We start from the raw sequence: 19,278 nt of genomic DNA, 5'->3' as shown, positions 1-19,278 counted from the left end.
GTCTTCCTCACCGCGCCGGCCGTGTCCGTGGCGCAATCGACGCTGGAGAACCTCACCGGCGCCCTCTACGTCGTGCTGCTGGCCGGGCTGGTCTACCTCGTCCTAGGACGATCGAACACGAAGGGGCCCCGGTCGTGGGCGGCCGTGTGGGGGTTGTCGGTGGTGGCGGGCGGGCTGGCGAGCCTGCTGCTCGACCCGGTGGCCGGGCTGCAGGCCGGCTTCGCCGCGGGGGCGTTCGTCGTGGCGGGGCTGGCCGTGGCGGCGGCACCGAGGAAGGTCCTGCCGGCGGGCGCCGCCGTGCTGGTCGCCGTGGCGGCGGCGCCCCTCGTGCGAGGAACGCCGCCCCAGGCGTTCACGGTCACCTCGGCCACCTGGCGGGAGCAGCGGCCGCGGCTCACGATCGACGTCTCCTACCCGCGGGCCTCGGGCGGGGACGCGCGGCGGGTGAACGCCGCGTTGTTCGCGCCGATCAGGGAACGGGTGGAGGACACGTTGCGCGACCTCCGCGCGGACCCGGCCGCCCACGGGACCGTGACCGGCACCCACGTGCTGGTACGCGACGACGCGCAGGTGATCTCGGTGCGCTACCTGCTGGCGGGCGAGCAGTGGCGGGCGGTCAACTACGACGTGCCCGCCGGCCGGGTGCTCACCGTGCGGGAGATCTTCACCCCGGTCGCGTTCACGCCGGCGGGAAGGAGGCGGCTGGCCGCCGCGCTGCGGCCCCTCATGCCGGCCCGGCAGATCCCGCGAACCGTGAGCGCGGACAACGAGCGCCTGCTGGTGAACCTGAGCAGGGGCGCGGTGGAGTTCACGTTCGGCCGCGGCTACTTCTGCACCGCCTGCGAGCCCTTCATCGTACGGGCCTCCCGCGAACGCCTGGCCGGGCTGGTCACGGAGCGCCCTTAGCGCGACGATCACACCATGGACGCTCAGGAATTCGCCGACCGGTTGGAGATCGCGGACCTGCTGGCCCGCTACACCCGCGCCATCGACTCCGGCCAGTGGGAGCTGCTCGACGAGGTGTTCAGCGCGGACGCGGTGATCGACTACACCTCCGCCGGCGGCATCAAGGGCACGCGGGACGAGGTCAAGGCATGGCTCGCCGAGGTGCTCACGCACTGGCCGGGCCGCCTGCACCTGATCGGCGCCCCCGTGATCGACTTCCACGGCGGGGAGGCGCGGGTGAGCGCGCCCTTCACCGACACGCTCGCCCCTACCCGTGAGATGGTCGCCGCCGGCACCGAGGGGTTCCTGCACGGCGGCGGGTGGTACCACCACCGCCTGAGCCGCACGCCCGGCGGTTGGCGCAGCACGGAGCTGGTCGAGGAGCAGAGCTGGCGCACCGCCCGCTGACCTGCTCCGACAGGGGCGGCTACAGAGATATTCCGTTTGTGGTGAAACTCCTCCGGGCAGCGCGAAGGCGGGCAGTGTCCCCCTGCCCTCACCGGGTCGAAAGGGCTGTGCGGCACATGGCATTCGCATTGGGTCTTCTCGGTCATGACATAGCGGTCGATCTCGGAACCGCCAACACGCTCGTCTACGTCCGCAGGAAGGGCATCGTGCTCAACGAGCCCTCCGTCATCGCGATCAACCTTCACAAGAACACCGTCGTGGCCGTCGGCAAGGCGGCCAAGCGCATGATGGGCCGTACTCCCCCGCACATCGCCACGATCAGGCCGCTCAAGGACGGCGTGATCGCGGACCTGGACGCGGCGGAGCGCATGTTACGCATGTTCATCCAGAAGGCGCACCCCAGCAGGTTCCTCGCCAAGCCCCGGATCGTCGTGGCGGTGCCGAGCGGCACCACCTCCATCGAGCAGCGGGCGGTCAAGGAGGCCGCCTACGAGGCGGGCGCGCGGCGGGTGCACATCATCGAGGAGCCGATGGCCGCGGCGATCGGCGCCGGGCTGAAGGTCGGCGAGGCCACCGGCAACATGGTGGTCGACATCGGCGGCGGCACCACGGAGGTCGCCATCGTCTCCATGAGCGGCGTCGTGGTCGCCAAGTCGTTACGGGTCGGCGGCGACGAGCTCGACGAGGCGATCATCACGTACGCCAAGAAGGAGCACGCGCTGCTGCTCGGCGACCGCACGGCCGAGCGGCTGAAGATGGACCTGGGCATGGTGCGGTCCGCTCCCTCCCGGGACACCGAGATCATGGCCCGCGGCCGGCACCGGGTGGGCGCCGCCGGCGAGGGCTCCCTGCCGACGATCGTGGTGGAGGACGAGGAGCCCGAGCCGGCGTCCGCCACGCGCCGGTGGAACCCGTTCCGCTCCAGGCCCAGGCAGGACGGCACACTGCCGGACACCGCGCCACGGGCGATCTCCCCGGACGCCAGCGCCCCCGTACGCGGGCGCGACCTGGTCAGCGGGCTGCCCAAGACGGCGACGATGACCGCGGAGGAGATCAGCGAGGCCATCGAGGACCAGGTGCAGACCATCATCGACTCCGTGCAGACGACGCTCGACCAGTGCCCGGCCGAGCTGGCCGGCGACCTGCTGGACAACGGCATCGTGCTGACCGGCGGCGGCGCGCTGCTGCGCGGGCTGGCCGAGCGGATGGGCCAGGCCACCGGCATGCCGATCAGGGTCGTGGACAAGCCGCTGTACTCGGTGGCGCTGGGCGCGGGCCGCTGCGTCGAGCGTTTCCAGGCGATGCGTGACGTCCTGCTGCCCGATTGGTCCCGTCGGTGAAGCGGGCGCTCATCCTGCTCGTGCTGTTCACCGGGGTCGTGCTCGTCGTGCTCGACCGTACGCTGATGCCGCTGGAGCCGCTGCGCGCGGCGGGCTCCACCGTGTACGGCACGGTCCAGAGCGCGATCGGCACGGTCACCCGGTCGGTCGGCGGCGAGGGGCGCCTGCGGGCGCTGGAGCAGGAGAACGCGCGCCTGCGGGCCGAACTGGCCGGGGGCGGGACGAAGAGCCGGCCGGCCACGGTGCCGGCGCCCTATCGCGGCGTCTCGGCGCACGTGGTCGGGTTCGGGCAGGGCAGGAACGTCACCATCGACGCGGGATCCGCGGCGGGCGTCACCCGCGACGTGACGGTGCTGAACGCCGACGGCCTCGTGGGCAAGGTCAGCTGGGCGGGACCGGCCACCGCGTCCGTGTCGCTCATCACCGACCCCGGCTCCTCGGTGGGCGCGCGCATGGCGGACTCCGGTGAGCTGGGCGTGGTGGCGGGGGTGCCGGGCGAGGGCCTGCTGCGGCTGAGCCTGTTCGACCCGAACGCGCCACTCGAGGTCGGCGACCAGGTGGAGACGCTCGGCTCGGCGGGCGGGCGGCCGTACGTGGCCGGGTTGCCCATCGGCACGGTCGCGCGGATCGAGCGCGTGCCGGGCGCGGCCACACGTACGGCGCTGGTGCGGCCCGCCGCCCGGCTGTCCGCGCTCGACCTGGTCGCGGTGGTCGTGCCCGACCCTGGGAGGTGAGCCGTGGGGCTGGTGCTGTTGCTGATCACGGCGCCGCTGCTGCAGGTGCTGCTGATCAACAGATCGCCCTGGGGCGGGCCCGACCTGGTGACGCTGGCCGTGGTGTGGCTGGCGCTGACCAGGGGACCGGTCTGGGGCTGCGTGGCCGGGCTGGTCGGCGGGCTGGCCGTGGACGTGACGCCACCCGCCGACGGCACGGTGGGGCGTACGGCGCTGGTGCTGGCGGTGACCGGGCTGCTGGCCGGCCACTGGCTGCAGGGCAAGCCGCTGCTCGCCGGCGCGGCGGGCGCCGCGCTGGGCACGGTGCTGCAGGCCGGCGCGGCAGTGGCGCTCGGCGACGAGCCGTGGCGGTCGGCGGTCGCGGACCTGCCGTGGACGCTCGGGTGGACGGTGGTGCTCGGGGCGCTGGTGGCGGTCGTGCTGCTGCGCCGCCGGCGGGCCCAGGAGGCGCAGCCCAGGGTGGCGATGCGCCGTGTCTAGAGCCAGGTTGTTCGTGTTGCGGCTGGTCATCGTGGCGATGGTGGCCACGCTGGTGGGGCGGCTGTGGTTCCTGCAGGTGATCAGCGAGGCCGAGTACGTGCAGGCCGCGACGGACGTGCGGATCAGGACCGTGCCGGTGCCGCCGGTGCGCGGGCAGATCGTGGACGTGACCGGGCGCCCGCTGGTGACGAACCGGACCAGGCCGGTGGTCACCGTGGACGCGGTGGCGCTGGCCCACCAGCCCGACGGCGGGCGGGCGGTGCTGGAGCGCCTCGGCGAGGTGTTGCGGCAGCCGTACCGGCAGATCGCGGAGAAGGTCCGCCTGTGCGGGCCCGAAGTGGCGCAGCCGTGCTGGCAGGGGTCGCCGTACGAGCCGATCCCCGTCGCCGAGGACGTCTCGGCACCGGTGGCGCTGCAGATCAGCGAGCGGCAGCAGGACTTCCCCGGCGTGCGCACGGAGCTGCGTCCGGTGCGGGTCTACCCGTTCGGCGCGGCGGCGGCGCACACCCTCGGGTACGTGCAGGGCGCCAAGGGCCGCGACGGGCTCGAAGGCGTGTACGACCGCGAGCTGGCCGGCCGCCCGGGCCGGCGCGACATGGCCGTCGACAACACGGGGCAGGTCACCAGGACGCTCCGCCAGGACCCGCCCGTGCCCGGCAACACGCTCGTGACCAGCCTCGACTCCCGCATCCAGACGATCGCCGAGCAGGCGGTCGCGCGGGCGCTGGCCTCCAGCGGGGCGAAGTCGGGCGCGGCCGTGGTGATGGAGTCGCAGACCGGGCGGCTGGTCGCGCTGGCCGGGCTGCCCGCCTACGACCCGGCCGTGTGGACCGACGGCGTGACCGCCCGCGAGTACAAGCGGCTGCCCCTGCTGTCGCAGGCCGTGCAGGGCGAGTGGGCGCCGGGCTCCACGTGGAAGGTCTCCTCGGTCGCGGCGGCCGCGAACGCCGGGTACGGGCTCGGCGCGTCCTACGACTGCCCGAGCGGCTACACGGTGGGCAACCGGGTGTTCAGGAACTTCGCCAGCGCCGACCTCGGCCTGATGACCATGCACGGGGCGCTGGTCCAATCCTGCGACACGATCTTCTACCGGCTCGCCGACCAGCTGTGGCAGCGCGGGTCCGAAGCCATGGAGAAGACCGCTCGCGGGTTCGGCTTCGGCGAGCCGACCGGCGTGGACCTGCCGGGCGAGGCGGCCGGGGCGGTGCCGGACCGAGCCGCGAAGAAGGCGTTGTGGCGGGCCACCCGCGAGGAGAGCTGCCGCCGGGCCGTCAAGGGCTACCCCGAGATGGCCGATCGGGGCCGGGCCGCGTACCTGACCGCGATCGCCAAGGAGAACTGCCGCGGCGGCGGCGTGTGGCGGGGCGGCGACGCCGCCAACTTCTCCATCGGGCAGGGCGGCGTGCTGGTCACGCCGCTGCAGCTGGCCCGCGCGTACGCGGCCGTCGCCAACGGCGGGACGCTGCACAGCCCGCGCGTCGGGCTGAAGGTCGTCAAGCCGGACGGGAGCACGGTCAAGACCATCACGCCGCCGGTGGCCGGGCGGCTGCCGGCCTCGGCGGAGACGTTGCGGTTCATCAGGAACGCGCTGAGCCAGGTGCCGAAGGAGGGCACGGCTGAGGGCGCGTTCAAGGGGTTCCCGTTCGGCAAGGTCGCGGTGGCCGGGAAGACGGGCACGGCGGAGTCGTTCGGGCACCGCGACACCTCCTGGTTCGCGTCGTTCGCCCCGGATCCCGCGTACACGGTGGTGGTCGTGCTGTCGGAGGGCGGCCGGGGCGCCGAGGGCGCGGCCCCGGCGGCCCGCGACATCTGGGAGGGCATCATCGGGTTGGCGGAGCTGCGAACGTTCAGGCCCGAGAGCGGTAGCTCGCGTGACCAGCGAGGGCCGAGTGAGCGCGACCAATCAACACAGGAGCGGCGAACGTTCAGGCCCGAGAGCGGTAGCTCGCGTGACCAGCGAGGGCCGAGTGAGCGCGACCAATCAACACAGGAGCGGCGATGATCGCGGTGGCGGGGAGACGGCGGGTCGTGTGGGCGCCCACGCTGGCCGCGCCGGACTGGACGCTGACGCTGCTGGCGCTGGCCCTGTCCGTGGTGGGGCTGCTGCTGGTGTGGTCGGCCACCCGGATGGGGGGCGACTACGGGCTGCTGATCAGGCAGGCGGTGAGCGTCGGGCTGGGCCTGGTCCTGATGTGGTTCGTGTCGCGGTGCGATCTGCGGGTGCTGCGAGCGTACGTGCCGCTGGCGTACGTGCTGGCGCTGGTGTCGCTGGCGGGCGTGCTGACGCCGCTGGGGGTGCGGGTGAACGGGGCGCACTCGTGGATCGTGCTGGCGCCCGGGGTGCAGTTCCAGCCGTCGGAGTTCGCGAAGGTGGCCCTGGCACTGGCGTTCGCCGTGCCGCTCGGGGAGTTGCGCGACGGGCAGAGCAGGCCCGGGTTCGGCGGGGTGCTGCTGGCGCTGGTGCTGGCCGCGGTGCCGATCGGGCTGATCGCGTTGCAGCCGGACCTCGGGACGATGCTGGTGTTCGCGGCCATGGTGAGCGGGGCGCTGCTGGTGTCGGGGGCGCCCAAGCGGTGGTTGCTGGTGCTCGTCGCCGGCGCGGCGGGCGCCGGGTTCGCGGCGTGGAAGCTGGGGCTGGTGCGGCCGTACCAGCTGGAGCGGCTGCTCGTCCTGGCCAACCCGGGGGCCGACCCGGGCGGCGTCGGGTACAACGCCGCCCAGGCGCGGATCGCGATCGGTTCCGGCGGTCTCACCGGCAAGGGGCTGTTCAACGGTGAGCAGACCGCCGGGCACTTCGTGCCGGAGCAGCACACCGACTTCATCTTCACGGTCGCGGGCGAGGAGTTCGGCTTCGCCGGGGCCGCCGCCATCGTGCTGGCCATCGGCGTGCTGCTGTGGCGGGGGTTGTCGATCGCGCGGCACAGCGCCTCGCCGTACGGCGCCGTGCTGGCCGGCGGTGTGGTGTCGTGGCTGGCGTTCCAGACGTTCGTGAACGTGGGCATGACGGTGGGGCTCATGCCGATCGTGGGCGTGCCGCTGCCGTTCGTGTCGTACGGCGGCTCGGCCACGGTCGCGGGCCTGCTGGCGATCGGGCTGCTTCAGGCCGTGCACCGGACCAAGGCCATGCAGCGTCTCTGATCAGCCGGTCTTAACCAGTTGCCGTCGCGGCCGTCGCCGGGCCGCCGTGGCGGCGCAGCGGTTCTTGGCGCCGTTCAAGCGGGAGCGGATGACGTGGATCAAGCCCCGCGTGCGGCGCAGCCCGGTGCGGATCCAGTGGGATCCCGAGCGCGGGCCGCACCACGAGGCGTTGGCGTACCGGTCCATCCAGATCGGTCTGTCCGGGGAGGCCGTGCGGCGCTATGTGGACGAGTGGACGCTGGCGATCACCGACATCACGGATCGCGTCCGGGAGGTGCATGCGGCGGTCCGGCGCCGCGCGGACCTGAACGGGCTGCTGCCCGCCGAGCGGCCGTATCCTCTGCCTGACGGCATAGGCGAGACGATCGGGGCGAGCCCGGCGTGAACGTGATCATCTTTGGGGCGACCGGCATGGTCGGCCGCGGCGTGCTCCGGGAGTGCCTGCTGGACGAGCGGGTGTCGGCGGTGCTCGCGGTCGGCCGCGCCCCGACGGGGGTCGACCACCCCAAACTGCGGGACATCGTCCACGCCAACCTGCTCGACCTGGCGCCCATCGAGGAGCACCTGCCGGGCTTCGACGCGTGCTTCTTCTGCCTGGGCGTCTCGTCCGCCGGGATGAGCGAGAAGGACTACCGGCACATCACGTACGACTACACGATGTCCGTGGCGAACACCCTGGCCCGGCTCAGCCCGAGCATGACCTTCGTGTACGTGTCGGGGGCCGGCACCGACGCCCACGGGCGGGCGATGTGGGCCAGGGTGAAGGGAGAGACCGAGAACGCGCTGCTGGCGCTGCCGTTCCAGGCGTACATGTTCCGGCCCGGCTACATCCAGCCGATGCACGGCATCACGTCGCGCACCCGGCTCTACCGGCTCGCCTATGTCGCGAGCCGGCCGTTGTACCCGCTGTTCCGGCTGCTCTTCCCTGCCGCGGTGACCACGACGGAGCGGATCGGGCAGGCGATGATCACGGTGGCCGAGCGCGGCGCGCCCCAGCGCATCCTCGGGCCCGCCGACATCAACGCGCTCTGACGGCCCGTCGGCGGGGCGCGAGCGGGACGGCCGGCAGGCCCCAGCACCCGGCGGCGGCGTTCCGGGCCCGCGCCCGACGACAGGACTGACCACAGGCGATGATGGAATATCTCGGAAGGCCCTGACGCTACCGTAGCCGTCAAAGATTCAACAGTCATGGATGGTGACTAAAGTGCAGTTCGGACTCTTCAGTGTGGGCGACGTGACCATGGACCCCACGACGGGCAGGACGCCGACCGAGCACGAGCGGATCAAGGCGATGGTGACGATCGCGCTCAAGGCCGAAGAGGTCGGGCTCGACGTGTTCGCGACGGGCGAGCACCACAACCCGCCGTTCGTGCCGTCCTCTCCCACGACCCTGCTCGGCTACATCGCGGCCAGGACCGAGCGGCTCGTCCTGTCCACCGCCACCACGCTGATCACCACCAACGACCCGGTGAAGATCGCCGAGGACTTCGCCATGCTGCAGCACCTGGCGGGCGGGCGGGTGGACGTCATGATGGGCCGGGGCAACACCGGGCCCGTCTACCCGTGGTTCGGCCAGGACATCAGGCAGGGCATCCCGCTCGCCATCGAGAACTACGCGCTGCTGCACCGGCTGTGGCGCGAGGACGTGGTGGACTGGGAGGGCCGCTTCCGCACGCCGCTGCAGGGCTTCACCTCGACGCCGCGGCCGCTGGAGGGGGTGCCGCCGTTCGTGTGGCACGGCTCGATCCGCAGCCCGGAGATCGCCGAGCAGGCCGCCTACTACGGCGACGGCTTCTTCGCCAACAACATCTTCTGGCCGAAGGAGCACTACCAGCGGCTGATCCACCTGTACCGGCAGCGGTACGCCCACTACGGGCACGGCACGCCCGAGCAGGCCATCGTCGGGCTCGGCGGCCAGGTGTTCATGCGCAAGAACTCCCAGGACGCGGTACGCGAGTTCCGCCCCTACTTCGACGTCGCCCCCGTGTACGGCCACGGGCCGTCACTGGAGGAGTTCATGGCCGAGACACCGCTCACCGTGGGCAGCCCGCAGCAGGTCATCGACCGGACCCTGCAGTTCCGGGAGCACTTCGGCGACTACCAGCGCCAGCTGTTCCTCATGGACCACGCGGGCCTGCCGCTGAAGACCGTGCTGGAGCAGCTCGACATCCTCGGCGAGCAGGTCGTGCCGGTGCTCCGTGCGGAGTTCGCCAAGGGCCGGCCGGCCGAGGTGCCGGACGCGCCCACGCACGCCTCCCTGCTGGCGGCCAAGACCGCCGCCGACGCCACCGCGACCACCACCGCGACCACCACCGAGACCACCACCGAGACCACCACCGAGACCGTACAGGCCTGAGGAAGGTAGACATCATGAAGCTGGTCGTCGTCACGGCCGGGCTGACCCAGCCCTCCTCCACCCGCCTGCTCGCCGACCGCCTCACCGAGGCCGTGACCCGGCGGCTGGCGGACCCCGAGGCGCCGGCGGGCCCGGTCGAACGGGCAGTCGTCGCACCTCGCGTGATCGAGTTGCGGGAGCTGGCCGTGGACGTCGCGAACGCGTTCGTGACCGGGTTCCCGAACTCCCGGCTACGCGCGGCGATCGACGCGGTCACGGAGGCCGACGGCATCATCGCGGTCACACCGATCTTCAGCGGCTCCTACAGCGGGCTGTTCAAGTCGTTCTTCGACGTGCTCGACAACACCGCCCTGGCGGGCAAGCCCGTGCTCATCGCGGCCACCGGCGGCACCGCCCGCCACTCCCTGGCGCTGGAGCACGCGGTGCGGCCGCTGTTCGCGTACCTGCGGGCCGTCGTCGTCCCGACCGCCGTCTACGCGGCCGCGGAGGACTGGGGCGGCGGGCGGGACGCCTTCACCGACGGCCTCGGCGAGCGCATCGAGCGCGCCGCCGAGGAGCTGACCGACCTGCTCCTGCACCGCGCGCCCAGCGCGCGGGCGGAGCAGGAGCAGGTCGTGGTGCCGTTCGAGGAGCAGCTCGCGGCCCTGCGCCCGCCGGCGTAGCGGCAGGCCGGATCGCCCGCGGCCGCGGTTGGGCCTCGGGGTCAGGGCTTGATCGCCACCACGTTGTACGGCGTTTCGGGCGTCGGCGTGGTGGTGAAGCGGGCGTTGGGCAGGTAGAGGCGGTGGCCGTACCGGGCGACGGTCGTCGGGACGTCGAAACGCGGATCGGTCAGCCGCTTGACGATCTTCCCGGACGAGCCGTCGCCGGCCAGGGCGATGGCGGCCACCGTGTTGAGCCGGTTCAGCACCGCGTACAGGGTGCGGCCGGACAGCAGCAGCCCGTCGCCGTTGGTGAGCAGCTCGCCGCCCAGGTCCACCTCCGTGGTGACGCCCGTGGACGGGTCGACCTCGAACAGTTTGCCGGTGTTCGACTGGACGATCAGCAGCGACTTGCGGTCGGGGCTGGGCGCGATGCCGTTGGCGTTGTTGCCGGTCGTGTACTGGATGGCCCCGCTGAGCGGGATCTTGACGGCCTCGTCGGGCAGCACTCCGCCGCGGCCGAGCGGCAGCTTGTACAGGACGGGGTTGCGGGAGTCGGTGAAGTACGCGGCGTCCCGGGTGAGGATCACGTCGTTGACGAACGCCGGGTCGGTGGTCAGCTTGTACGACTTGACGACCTCACCGCTGCGCAGGTCGATCACGCGGGCGTCGCCGCCCGTCCCCCCGGCCACGAACAGCCGGCCGCGCCCGTCGGTCTTGAGCCCGAGCGAGGGCGTGCCCGGTCCCTTGCTGATGACCGACCCCTCCCCGGTACGCAGGTCGGCGCGGTAGATATCGCCGGTCGCGCGGGAGCCGAAGTAGGCGTATGGCCCGCCCCCGATCGCGATCCCCTCCGGCTGGAACCCGTTGGGCAGCGCGAACTGGTCGGGCTTCGATGTGGCCTGCGCCGGCACGGTGCCGAGCATGAGCACGATTAAGGCGCTGATTGCGGTCTTCAGGATCGCGGGTCTCATGCGGCCCACGATGCCCGCGCCCCCGTCCCGGGTGAAGACCTGCCGCGTGCTTCACAGGGAGTTCGCAGAAACGATCTGATTGATCGAAGGGGCCGGTGGGTAATACCTTTGCCCGAATGCGGAGGCCCCTTTTATTACTTCTGATCCTTTTGCTGGCCGTACAAGGCTGTAGCGCACCCGTGCCCGCCGTGAGGCAGGCGCAGTCCGCCAAGCAGCCCGTCGCCGCGGCGCAGCGTCCCGAGGCGGACCTGAACGCGTACGAGGAGGGCAGGTCGCAGCCCGTCAAGGACCCGCTGTACCCCGCCTACGGCAACCCGGCGATCGACGTGCTCCACTACGACCTGGCACTGGACTGGAAGCCGGCGAGCCGCATCCTCACCGGCACCGCGAAGCTGACGCTCCGCGCCGTCAAGCCCGTCAGCCACGTCACCGTCGACTTCGGGCGCTCGCTGAAGGTGGACCAGGTCACGGTGAACGGGACGGGGGCCAAGCCGCGGCAGACCGTGGACGACCTGTCCATTCCGCTGGCGAAACCGATGAAGGCCGGCGAAGGCGCCGTCGTGACCGTGCGCTACCACGGCCGCCCCCGGCCTGTCGACGCCAAGCAGCGGCGCAAGGACATCAGCATGCTGGGCTTCCACACCGGCGAAGGCGGCCGGGCGTGGGCGCTGCAGGAGCCGTTCGGGGCGTTCACCTGGTTCCCGGTCAACGACCATCCGTCGGACGAGGCGCTGTACGACGTGGCGATCACGGTGCCCAAGGGCTGGTCCGGCGTGGCGCACGGCACGTTCAAGGGCAAGGCCACGAAGGGGCGGACGAGCACCTTCCGCTGGAAGTCGACCGACCCCGTGGCCAGTTACCTGACGGTGTTCGCGGCCGATAAGTTCCGCATGTACACGGACAAGGGCCCGCGCGGCATCCCGATCACGTACTGGATCCGCCCTCAGGACGTGGCCAAGACCCTCCCCGTGGCACGCCGGATGCCGGAGATCATGAAGTGGCTGGAGAAGAAACTGGGCCCGTACCCGTTCCCGAGCGCCGGGCTGGTGGCGACGAGCGACTCCGGCATGGAGACGCAGCAGATGATCGCGCTCGGCCCGCGCTACATGGAGCCGTCGGTGGTGGCGCACGAGCTGGCGCACCACTGGTTCGGCGACACGGTCACCCCGCGCACCTGGCGTGACCTGTGGCTGAACGAGGGCTTCGCCATGTACTTCGAGATGCAGTGGCACGCCGACGACCAGGGCGGCTCGATCGACACGTACATCGACAACATCCGCCGCATGGACGCCGAGCTCCGCAGGGAGAGCGGCCCGCCAGGCCGGTACCGGCCGGACTCGTTCGGGCAGAGCGTCGTCTACTACTGCCCGGCGATCATGCTGCACGAGATCAGGGAGCGGCTCGGCGACAAGAAGTTCTTCGCGATGACCACGGCGTGGCCGCAGGAGCACCGCAACACCACGCAGGACCGGGCGTCGTTCACGAAGTGGATCAACCAGCACACCGGCCGGGACCTCACCACGCTCATCGACACCTGGCTGGACTCGAAGACCACCCCACGCTGAGGGATCGCGCACGGTAGGTTGGGGCGTAACCACACAAACGGGGTTTGTCATGTCAAATGGTGCCCGTCATGTCCTCGGAGTGGTCGCCGGGCTGCTCCTTCCTCCCCTGATCGCTGCCGGGCTGTGGTATGGCGTAGGCGAGCTGCGCCTCACGGCCGCCCAGGCGTTCCAGATCTCCTGGTCCGCGATCGGCGTGCTCGTCGCCGCCGGGATCGGCCTGGCGTTCCTGGCCGGCTCGCGCCTGTCCCCCGTCGCCTCGCTCCTCGGTGGCCTGTCGTTCACCGTCCTGGGCCTCCTGCCCCTGCTGGCGACATTGGGCGTGCCGCTGCTGCTGCCGGAGAACCTGCTGCCCGACCTCCTGGAGACCGGCTACAACACCATCGCCTACACAGGGCTCCAGCTGGTCCTCGGCGTGGTGCTGCTGATGGTGTCGCTCTTCCCGTCGCGCTGGCGCTCCACCGCCGAGCCGGCGGTCTACTCGCCCGCCTACAACGAGGCGCCGTCGCCGTACCTGCCGCCGCGGAGCGGCTCCGAGGACGCCACGCGGCCGATGTACCGCGATTGAGCACCGCGTGGGCTGGCAGAATGCCGCCATGCGCGAGTTGAAGATCGTCGACTTCCTGGCCGAGCTGGCCGACCGACGGCCGGCCCCGGGCGGCGGCGCGACGGCGGCCCTGCACGCCGCCCAGGCCGCCGCGCTGCTCGGCATGGTCGGCCGCTACAGCACCGGCGAGAAGTACGCCGGCCACGCCGAGGCCATCGTCGCGGTGATCGCCGAGACCGACACGCTGCGGGCGCGGGCGCTGAAGCTGGCCGAGGAGGACGCGGCGGCCTTCACCGCGGTCACCGACGCCTACCGGCTGCCCAAGGGCGAGCTGCGCGGCGCCGCGATCGCCGCCGCGCTGGCCGGCGCGGCGGAGCCGCCGGCCCTCGTGATCGAGGCCGCCACCCGCGTGGTCGAGCTGTGCGAGCTGCTGCTGCCGATCGGCAACCGCAACGTCGTCACCGACGTGGCCGCCGCCGCGGAGGCGGCGCGCGCCGCGCTCACCACCGCCAGGGTGAACGTCGAGGTCAACCTCGGCGGCATCAAGGACGAGCCGGTACGCGAGAAGCTGAACATCACCCTCTCCGGCGTGGACGCGGCCGTCGCCAGGGCAGACTGGGTGACCGCCGAGGTACGCGAGGAGATCAACCGGTGAAGACGCTGACCGGCAAGGAGCTGGCCGCCGCCATCCGCGTCCAGGCGCAGGCCGAGGCCGCGGCCGGCGGCCAGCCGCGGCTGGCCGTGGTGGTGGCCACGGACGACGAGGCGAGCCTGTGGTACGTCCGGTCGATCGCCAAGGCGGCGGCCGGCGTCGGCATCGCGTGCGACCTGGTCGACCTGGGCCCCGGCGCCCGGCCCGAGCAGATCGACGAGACCCTGACCAGGCTCAGCGGCGACCCGGGCGTGCACGGCGTGATGTTGCAGACCCCCTTGCCCCCGGGCGCCTCGGCGCAGTGGCTTGCCGCGGCCATCGACCCGCGCAAGGACGTCGACGGCGCCAATCCTCTCTCGCTGGGCCGGCTGGCGGCCGGGCTGCCGGCCTTCGCGCCCGCCACGGCGGCGGCCGTCATGGCGCTGCTCGACCACCACCAGGTGGAGCTGGAGGGGCGGCGGGCCGTGGTGGTCGGCCGTTCGACCGTGGTCGGCAAGCCCCTCGCCCACCTGCTGCTCGACCGGCACGCCACCGTCACCGTCTGCCACTCGCGCACCCGCGACCTGGCAGCCGTCACCTCCACGGCCGAGGTGCTGGTCGCGGCCGTCGGCCGGGCGGGGCTGATCGGTGCCGGACACGTCGCGCCGGGCGCCGTCGTGATCGACGTCGGCACCAACCCGGCCGACGACGGCGGGCTGACCGGCGACGTCGACTTCGAGGCGGTCGCGGGCGTGGCCGGGGCGCTGACCCCGGTGCCCGGCGGCGTCGGCCCGGTGACGACCGCGCTGCTGCTGCGCCACACTGCCAGGGCGGCGAATCTCCCGTGACCGCCGCCGGCCGGTGGACCTGCCCGCAGTGCGACCGTGAGTTCGCCCGCGCGCGGCAGTCGCACGTGTGCGTGCCCGGCTGCACGGTGGACGAGACGTTCGCGCCCTACCCTCCCGTCTACCGGGAGATCTACGACCGGCTCGTCGAGCGTCTGGGGCCGATCCATGATGACGCGGTGCGGGTGGGCGTGTTCCTCAAGAGCGAGCGGAAGTTCGCCGAGGTGCGCCCCAAGGCCCGCAGCCTGTCCCTCGCCCCGGCGAGGGAGTGCCGTCGCCTGGAGGAGCGGCGGGAGCGGAGCGACCAGAGCGGGGGAAGGCGACGGCATCTGGCGACCGAGCCCGCCTCACGGAGTGAGGCCATGAGCACGGGTCGAGCACCGGCTGATTGCCAGGGCGCTCCCCCTGCCGGGCGGGCGCATGATGCATTTCTTCAAGCTCAACCGCGTGGCCGACGTGGACGAGCAGATCCTCGAGTGGATGACGGAGGCGTGTGATGGGTGACGTGCTGGTCGTGCAGAACAGCCGGAGCGGCGGCCCAGGCCGGGTGGGCGACTGGCTGGTGGAGGCCGGGCACGAGCTGGACGTGGTGCTCGCCCACGCGGGCGCGACCCTGCCCGACCGGCTCGGCCACGACGCCATGATCATGCTGGGTGGCGGCTACCTGCCGAGCGAGGACGACCGGGCCCCGTGGCTGGCGGACGCCCGGCGGCTGGCAAAGCAGGCGCTGGCGGAGGGCGTGCCGCTGTTCGGCATCTGCCTGGGCGGGCAGATGATCGCCGAGGTCGCCGGCGGCGAGGTCACGGGCGACGTGGGCGCGCCGGAGAACGGCAGTCTCCCGCTCACGATCAGGCCGGAGGCCGCCGGTGACCCGCTCTTCCACGGGCTGCCCCCGGTGGTGCCGGCCGTGGAGCACCACAAGGACGCGATCACCGCCCTGCCCGCGGGCGCCGTCTGGCTGGCGGAGACGCAGGCGTGCCCGTACCAGGCGTTCCGGGTGGGCGAGCGGGCGTGGGGCGTGCAGTTCCATCCCGAGGTGCTGCCCGCGCGCATCAAGGAGTGGCACGCGGACGGCTTCGACCCCGACGAGACGTACGCCAGGGCGGTGGCCGACGAGCCGGTGTCCACGCCGATCTGGCGCGAGGTGACGATGCGCTTCGCCGCGCTCGTCACCGAGTATGCCGTCAGCGGGTGTACGAGTCCCAGCCCAGCTTGAGCGCCACCGCCAGCCCGCACACCGCCGCCAGGTAACGCAGGCTGTGCCCCGGCATCCGGCGTACGATCTTGGGCCCGGCCCACCCGCCCAGCAGGAACCCGGCCGCCAGCGGCAGCGCCGCGCCCCAGTCGACCGGCCCGAAGATCGCGAACCCGACCGCGGCCACCGCGTTCGCCAGCCCCGTCATGACGTTCTTCAAGGCGTTCACCTTGGGCGCGGACTGGTCGAGCAGGGCCGCCAGCACGGCGAAGACGAGGATGCCCCCGGCCGCGCCGAAGTACCCCACGTAGATCGTCACGGCGAACAGCGCCACCCGCCCCAAGACCGTGTGCTCGCCGTGCGCCCGGCCGGACGGCGGCCGGGCCAGCAGCAGCGACGCCATCGCGATCAGCCACGGGGCGATCAGCTCGAACGTCCTGGCCGGGGTCACCAGCAGCAGGAGCGCGCCCGACGCGCCGCCGAGTGCGGCCACCGGGCCGAGCCTGAGCACCCGAGCGCCTTCGCCGGCCAGCTCGGGCCGCGATCCGGCGGCCGCGCCGACGCCGGTGAAGACGAGGGCGACGGTGTTGGTGACGTTCGCGGCCAGCGGGGGCAGGCCGAAGGCCAGCAGTGCCGGGTAGGAGATGATCGAGGCGAGGCTCACGACCGTGCTCACCACGCCGGCCACGACGCCGACGGCGAGCAGGCCGAGAGCTTCTCCGACGATCACGCGGACATGCTACGTGTTGTCCGATTTGTCCCCGCGCTCGGGGCTCCTGCGGGACGACACCCAGGGGCCCCGAGGCAAGAGGACGCGCGGACAGCAAGCGCGCGGACAGCAAGCGCGCGGACAGCAAGCGCGCGGACAGCAAGCGCGCGGACAGCTGGCGTGGCCTACCTTAGGGCGGGTGCAGGTAGAGCAGCTTCACCCATGGCCTTCCACGGTCACCGAGGCGGAGGCCATTCAGGACCGGCTCCGCGGACACGTCGAGCTCACCGGACCCCGCGTCTTCACCGTGGTGGCAGGCCTGGACGTGCACTACCACGGCCCCGGTGACGAGCTGACGGCCGCGGTGGTCGTCATGGAGGCGGCCACCCTGGCCGTGGTGGAACAGGTGGTGGCCCGGGGGAAGGCGGCGTTCCCGTACGTGCCCGGGCTGTTCGCCTTCCGCGAGCTGCCCGCGCTGGTGGAGGCTCTGGAGCGGCTCACGGTCACGCCGGACCTGCTGGTCTGCGACGGGTACGGGCTCGCGCATCCGCGCGGGTTCGGCCTGGCGTGCCACGTCGGCGTGCTGACGGGGCTGCCGGCGCTGGGCGTGGGTAAGACGCCGTTCGTCGGCACGCACGAGCCACCGGGGGCGGAGCGCGGGGCGTGGACGCCGATCACACACGAAGGGGCGACGGTCGGGCGGGCGCTGCGCACGCAGCCCGGCGTCAAGCCGGTGTACGTCTCCCAGGGGCACCGCATCGCCCTGGACACGGCCACCGACCAGGTCCTGCGGCTCGCCCCGCGCTACCGCCTCCCCGAGCCGATCCGGCACGCCGACCACCTGGCCCGGCACCCGGCCTGACGCCCGCTCCGGGTGCCCGGCTCCGGGTGCCCGAACCCTGGCACCCGGGCCTTGCCCTCCTGGCTCGCGGGCTCGGACGCGTGGCCTCAGCGGCGCCACGCCCAGACGAGCAGCCACACGCTGAGCCCGAACAGTGTCATGGCGAGCGGCACGTGCCCGGCCATCGCGCCCGAGCCGTACAGCCCGCCCTCCCCGCTCATCAACTGGCCGGCCGTCACCGCCTGGACGAGCATGCCCGGCGTGTTGAGCGCGGTGACGATCTTGAGCGCGGTTAGACCTGGGTTACCACGTCAACGACCCAGGGCTGGAGCCTTGGGCTTGCGTCTCGCGGTCGGGTCTGGCTGACCGGCTCGGGACGCACTGGGCCCGCTTTCCACGGCGGGCTCGTTGGGCATGTTGACGAATGCCCACACCGTGCTGGCCCGTCGGGAGACGTTGAGCGCGGCGATGTGGTCGGCCGGTCCAGCGAACCCGCACGACCCGCAACGAAAGGTGTCCCTGGTGGGACGGTTGCCTCGTCCGGTGTGCCCACACCACGGGTTCGGGCACATCTGCGAGGTGTAGGCCGGATCCACCTGGACGAAGGCGACACCGGCACGGTGTGCCTTGTAGGCGAGGAACTCGCCGAGTTGGTGGAACGGCCAGGACGAGAGCGTGGCCCGCTGGGATGGCCAAAGCCGTACCCGCTCGCGGATCCCCGCCAGTTCCTCGACGGCGATCCCGCGTCCGGTGCGCTGCGCATCGGCCACAATCTCGTTGGCGATCACATGATTGGTGTGCGCGGCGAAGCGCCGCTCCCGCTTGGCACGCCGTTTCAACTTCCGGCGGGCGGACTTGGTGCCGCGTGCCTGCAACTCGGCCCGGACGCGGGCCATCCTGCGGCGGTAGCGAGTGAGCTTGTCCCCGCTGTAGTTGATGCCGTCGCTGGTGGTGGCCAGGTTGACGATCCCCCGATCCACCCCGATCCACCCGTCCGGGTCGGCACGGAGCGTGGCCTCCGGGATCTCGCAGGTCGCGAGAAGGTACCACGCTCCGTCACGCAACAGCAGATCGGACTCGCCCCGCCGATAGGTCGCCAGCGTTTTCAACTGCTCAGCGGAACCGGTGAAAGCGATGTCCTTCACCCGGCCCCGCACCGTCCAGATCGATACCGTGCGGGTGTCGTACGACCAGGACAGGCAGCGGTCGTCGAACGGGTGGGCGGCCGCGGGCCGGAAGGTGATCGGCTTGGATTCGGCCTTGCGTCTGCGCTTGCCGGTGAGCTGGCCGTTGCGGATCAGGCCGCGGAGGGTGGCATAGCCGTCAACCACTTTCTTGATCACGTGTTGGGATTGCTGCGCCCCCAGTCCGGTGGCCTTGAGCTCGCCGTAGATCCGGCGGCGCAGGGCGTACACGCCGAAGGTCTGGGTGTCGAAGGCGAGCTGGGAGACCCGGTTGGCGGCCTGGTTGAGCTGGTGCAGGGTCGACTCCAGCGCCTCGGCCTGCTCGGGCGTCGGCAGAAGCTTCACCTGCACCGCCAGTTTCACTCGAACACTTTATCGTGTGATGCAGGCCACCGGAAGCGGGAACCGCATTCATCCAAACAAACTGCTCCGAGATCATCGCTAGTTAGCACTCAAACACTTTACCTGAACAGAGTGTTACGGAATCACTACTCTGGGTAGCAAGTCGGGGGTTGTTCATTACCGTTACCCAGGAGGTTTCATGCGTTCCAGCCCCCTCCGGATCGTCGCCGGCGCGATCGCCGCCGGCGGCCTGACCCTGCTCGCCGCGCCCCCTTCCCACGCCGTCGTGGACCCCCTCCACGTCGGCACCTGCCTGGCGAGCTCCGCGACCGAACTCACGGCACTCGTCGACCCGGCCGCTCCCGGCGTTCCGTCCGAGATTCCGGCCGTGTCCTGTCTCCAGCCC

23 protein-coding genes are annotated in these 19,278 nt (G+C 72.0%); 19 read left to right on the top strand and 4 right to left on the bottom strand.

Annotated features, from left to right (window positions below; genetic code table 11):
* From ETD86_RS41210 to ETD86_RS41155, 11 genes are all read left to right on the top strand, one after another.
* On the top strand, positions 1-906 hold a 906-nt coding region (locus ETD86_RS41210), incomplete at its 5' end, for a hypothetical protein (protein WP_211370641.1).
* A gap of 15 nt (positions 907-921) precedes the next feature.
* Positions 922-1,353: a nuclear transport factor 2 family protein gene (locus ETD86_RS41205; protein WP_138672061.1), complete on the top strand. Its 432-nt coding sequence runs from the start codon at positions 922-924 to the stop codon at positions 1,351-1,353.
* A gap of 116 nt (positions 1,354-1,469) precedes the next feature.
* Entirely contained in the window at positions 1,470-2,693 is a 1,224-nt protein-coding gene (mreB, locus tag ETD86_RS41200) for a rod shape-determining protein (protein WP_138672060.1), read from the top strand.
* Positions 2,690-3,427 carry a rod shape-determining protein MreC gene (mreC, locus tag ETD86_RS41195; protein WP_138672059.1) on the top strand — a complete coding sequence of 246 codons (738 nt, stop codon included), beginning with the start codon at positions 2,690-2,692 and terminating at the stop codon, positions 3,425-3,427. The genes mreB and mreC overlap by 4 nt, the downstream gene beginning before the upstream one ends.
* Before the next feature lie 3 nt (positions 3,428-3,430).
* On the top strand, positions 3,431-3,907 hold the full coding sequence (locus tag ETD86_RS41190; RefSeq protein WP_138672058.1) for a rod shape-determining protein MreD: 477 nt from the start codon (positions 3,431-3,433) through the stop codon (positions 3,905-3,907).
* Positions 3,900-5,909: a penicillin-binding protein 2 gene (gene mrdA / locus ETD86_RS41185; RefSeq protein WP_138672057.1), complete on the top strand. Its 2,010-nt coding sequence runs from the start codon at positions 3,900-3,902 to the stop codon at positions 5,907-5,909. The genes ETD86_RS41190 and mrdA overlap by 8 nt, the downstream gene beginning before the upstream one ends.
* A complete protein-coding gene (gene rodA, locus ETD86_RS41180) occupies positions 5,906-7,045 on the top strand; it encodes a rod shape-determining protein RodA (protein WP_138672056.1) in 1,140 nt (379 codons plus the stop codon). The genes mrdA and rodA overlap by 4 nt, the downstream gene beginning before the upstream one ends.
* Positions 7,046-7,133: 88 nt before the next feature.
* Positions 7,134-7,430, top strand: coding sequence for a DUF4291 family protein (locus tag ETD86_RS41175; protein WP_138672055.1), 297 nt, complete (start codon positions 7,134-7,136; stop codon positions 7,428-7,430).
* Positions 7,427-8,077, top strand: a complete 651-nt coding sequence (locus ETD86_RS41170) for an NAD-dependent epimerase/dehydratase family protein (RefSeq protein WP_138672054.1) — start codon at positions 7,427-7,429, stop codon at positions 8,075-8,077. Before ETD86_RS41175 ends, ETD86_RS41170 begins: the two co-directional genes overlap by 4 nt.
* Before the next feature lie 172 nt (positions 8,078-8,249).
* Positions 8,250-9,401 (top strand): LLM class flavin-dependent oxidoreductase, encoded by a 1,152-nt coding sequence (locus tag ETD86_RS41165; RefSeq protein WP_170223528.1) that lies wholly within the window; start codon positions 8,250-8,252, stop codon positions 9,399-9,401.
* Positions 9,402-9,415: 14 nt separating this feature from the next.
* Positions 9,416-10,063, top strand: coding sequence for an FMN reductase (locus ETD86_RS41155; RefSeq protein ID WP_138672053.1), 648 nt, complete (start codon positions 9,416-9,418; stop codon positions 10,061-10,063).
* Between the two features lie 41 nt (positions 10,064-10,104).
* Here ETD86_RS41155 and ETD86_RS41150 read toward each other — a convergent pair whose 3' ends face one another.
* Positions 10,105-11,016, bottom strand: a complete 912-nt coding sequence (locus tag ETD86_RS41150) for an NHL repeat-containing protein (protein WP_138672052.1) — start codon at positions 11,014-11,016, stop codon at positions 10,105-10,107.
* A 179-nt stretch (positions 11,017-11,195) separates the two neighbouring features.
* Between ETD86_RS41150 and ETD86_RS41145 the strand changes: the two genes are divergently transcribed.
* From ETD86_RS41145 to ETD86_RS41120, 6 genes are read left to right on the top strand one after another with little or no spacing between them, the layout of a single operon-like run.
* Complete coding sequence (locus tag ETD86_RS41145; RefSeq protein ID WP_211370640.1) at positions 11,196-12,581, top strand: M1 family metallopeptidase; 1,386 nt, start codon at positions 11,196-11,198, stop codon at positions 12,579-12,581.
* 49 nt (positions 12,582-12,630) lie between these two features.
* Positions 12,631-13,146 (top strand): hypothetical protein, encoded by a 516-nt coding sequence (locus ETD86_RS41140; RefSeq protein ID WP_138672050.1) that lies wholly within the window; start codon positions 12,631-12,633, stop codon positions 13,144-13,146.
* Positions 13,147-13,174: 28 nt separating this feature from the next.
* Positions 13,175-13,780 carry a cyclodeaminase/cyclohydrolase family protein gene (locus ETD86_RS41135; protein ID WP_138672049.1) on the top strand — a complete coding sequence of 202 codons (606 nt, stop codon included), beginning with the start codon at positions 13,175-13,177 and terminating at the stop codon, positions 13,778-13,780.
* Positions 13,777-14,604: a bifunctional 5,10-methylenetetrahydrofolate dehydrogenase/5,10-methenyltetrahydrofolate cyclohydrolase gene (locus ETD86_RS41130; RefSeq protein ID WP_138672048.1), complete on the top strand. Its 828-nt coding sequence runs from the start codon at positions 13,777-13,779 to the stop codon at positions 14,602-14,604. The genes ETD86_RS41135 and ETD86_RS41130 overlap by 4 nt, the downstream gene beginning before the upstream one ends.
* Complete coding sequence (locus ETD86_RS41125) at positions 14,601-15,098, top strand: hypothetical protein (protein WP_138672047.1); 498 nt, start codon at positions 14,601-14,603, stop codon at positions 15,096-15,098. Before ETD86_RS41130 ends, ETD86_RS41125 begins: the two co-directional genes overlap by 4 nt.
* Positions 15,098-15,817 carry a type 1 glutamine amidotransferase gene (locus ETD86_RS41120; RefSeq protein ID WP_138672046.1) on the top strand — a complete coding sequence of 240 codons (720 nt, stop codon included), beginning with the start codon at positions 15,098-15,100 and terminating at the stop codon, positions 15,815-15,817. The genes ETD86_RS41125 and ETD86_RS41120 overlap by 1 nt, the downstream gene beginning before the upstream one ends.
* Here the strand turns inward: ETD86_RS41120 and ETD86_RS41115 are convergent.
* On the bottom strand, positions 15,786-16,526 hold the full coding sequence (locus ETD86_RS41115; RefSeq protein WP_138672045.1) for a sulfite exporter TauE/SafE family protein: 741 nt from the start codon (positions 16,524-16,526) through the stop codon (positions 15,786-15,788). The two genes, ETD86_RS41120 and ETD86_RS41115, sit on opposite strands and share 32 nt — an antisense overlap.
* Positions 16,527-16,704: 178 nt before the next feature.
* Here ETD86_RS41115 and ETD86_RS41110 point away from each other — a divergent pair, with 178 nt between their 5' ends.
* A complete protein-coding gene (locus ETD86_RS41110; RefSeq protein ID WP_138672044.1) occupies positions 16,705-17,367 on the top strand; it encodes an endonuclease V in 663 nt (220 codons plus the stop codon).
* Positions 17,368-17,453: 86 nt separating this feature from the next.
* Here the strand turns inward: ETD86_RS41110 and ETD86_RS55910 are convergent, their stop codons facing one another.
* Both ETD86_RS55910 and ETD86_RS41105 read right to left on the bottom strand, forming a co-directional pair.
* A complete protein-coding gene (locus ETD86_RS55910; RefSeq protein ID WP_170223527.1) occupies positions 17,454-17,600 on the bottom strand; it encodes a hypothetical protein in 147 nt (48 codons plus the stop codon).
* Positions 17,601-17,657: 57 nt separating this feature from the next.
* Positions 17,658-18,893, bottom strand: a complete 1,236-nt coding sequence (locus ETD86_RS41105) for an RNA-guided endonuclease InsQ/TnpB family protein (RefSeq protein ID WP_246149018.1) — start codon at positions 18,891-18,893, stop codon at positions 17,658-17,660.
* Positions 18,894-19,071: 178 nt separating this feature from the next.
* On the opposite strand from ETD86_RS41105, the gene ETD86_RS41100 reads away from it, so the two are divergent.
* Positions 19,072-19,278: hypothetical protein (locus ETD86_RS41100; protein ID WP_211370639.1), on the top strand; the 207-nt coding region annotated here is incomplete at its 3' end.

Source organism: Nonomuraea turkmeniaca, assembly GCF_005889735.1.
GTDB lineage: Bacteria > Actinomycetota > Actinomycetes > Streptosporangiales > Streptosporangiaceae > Nonomuraea > Nonomuraea turkmeniaca.
The sequence above is the reverse complement of the archived record's forward strand: the minus strand, read 5'-3'. Positions and strand labels throughout refer to the sequence as shown.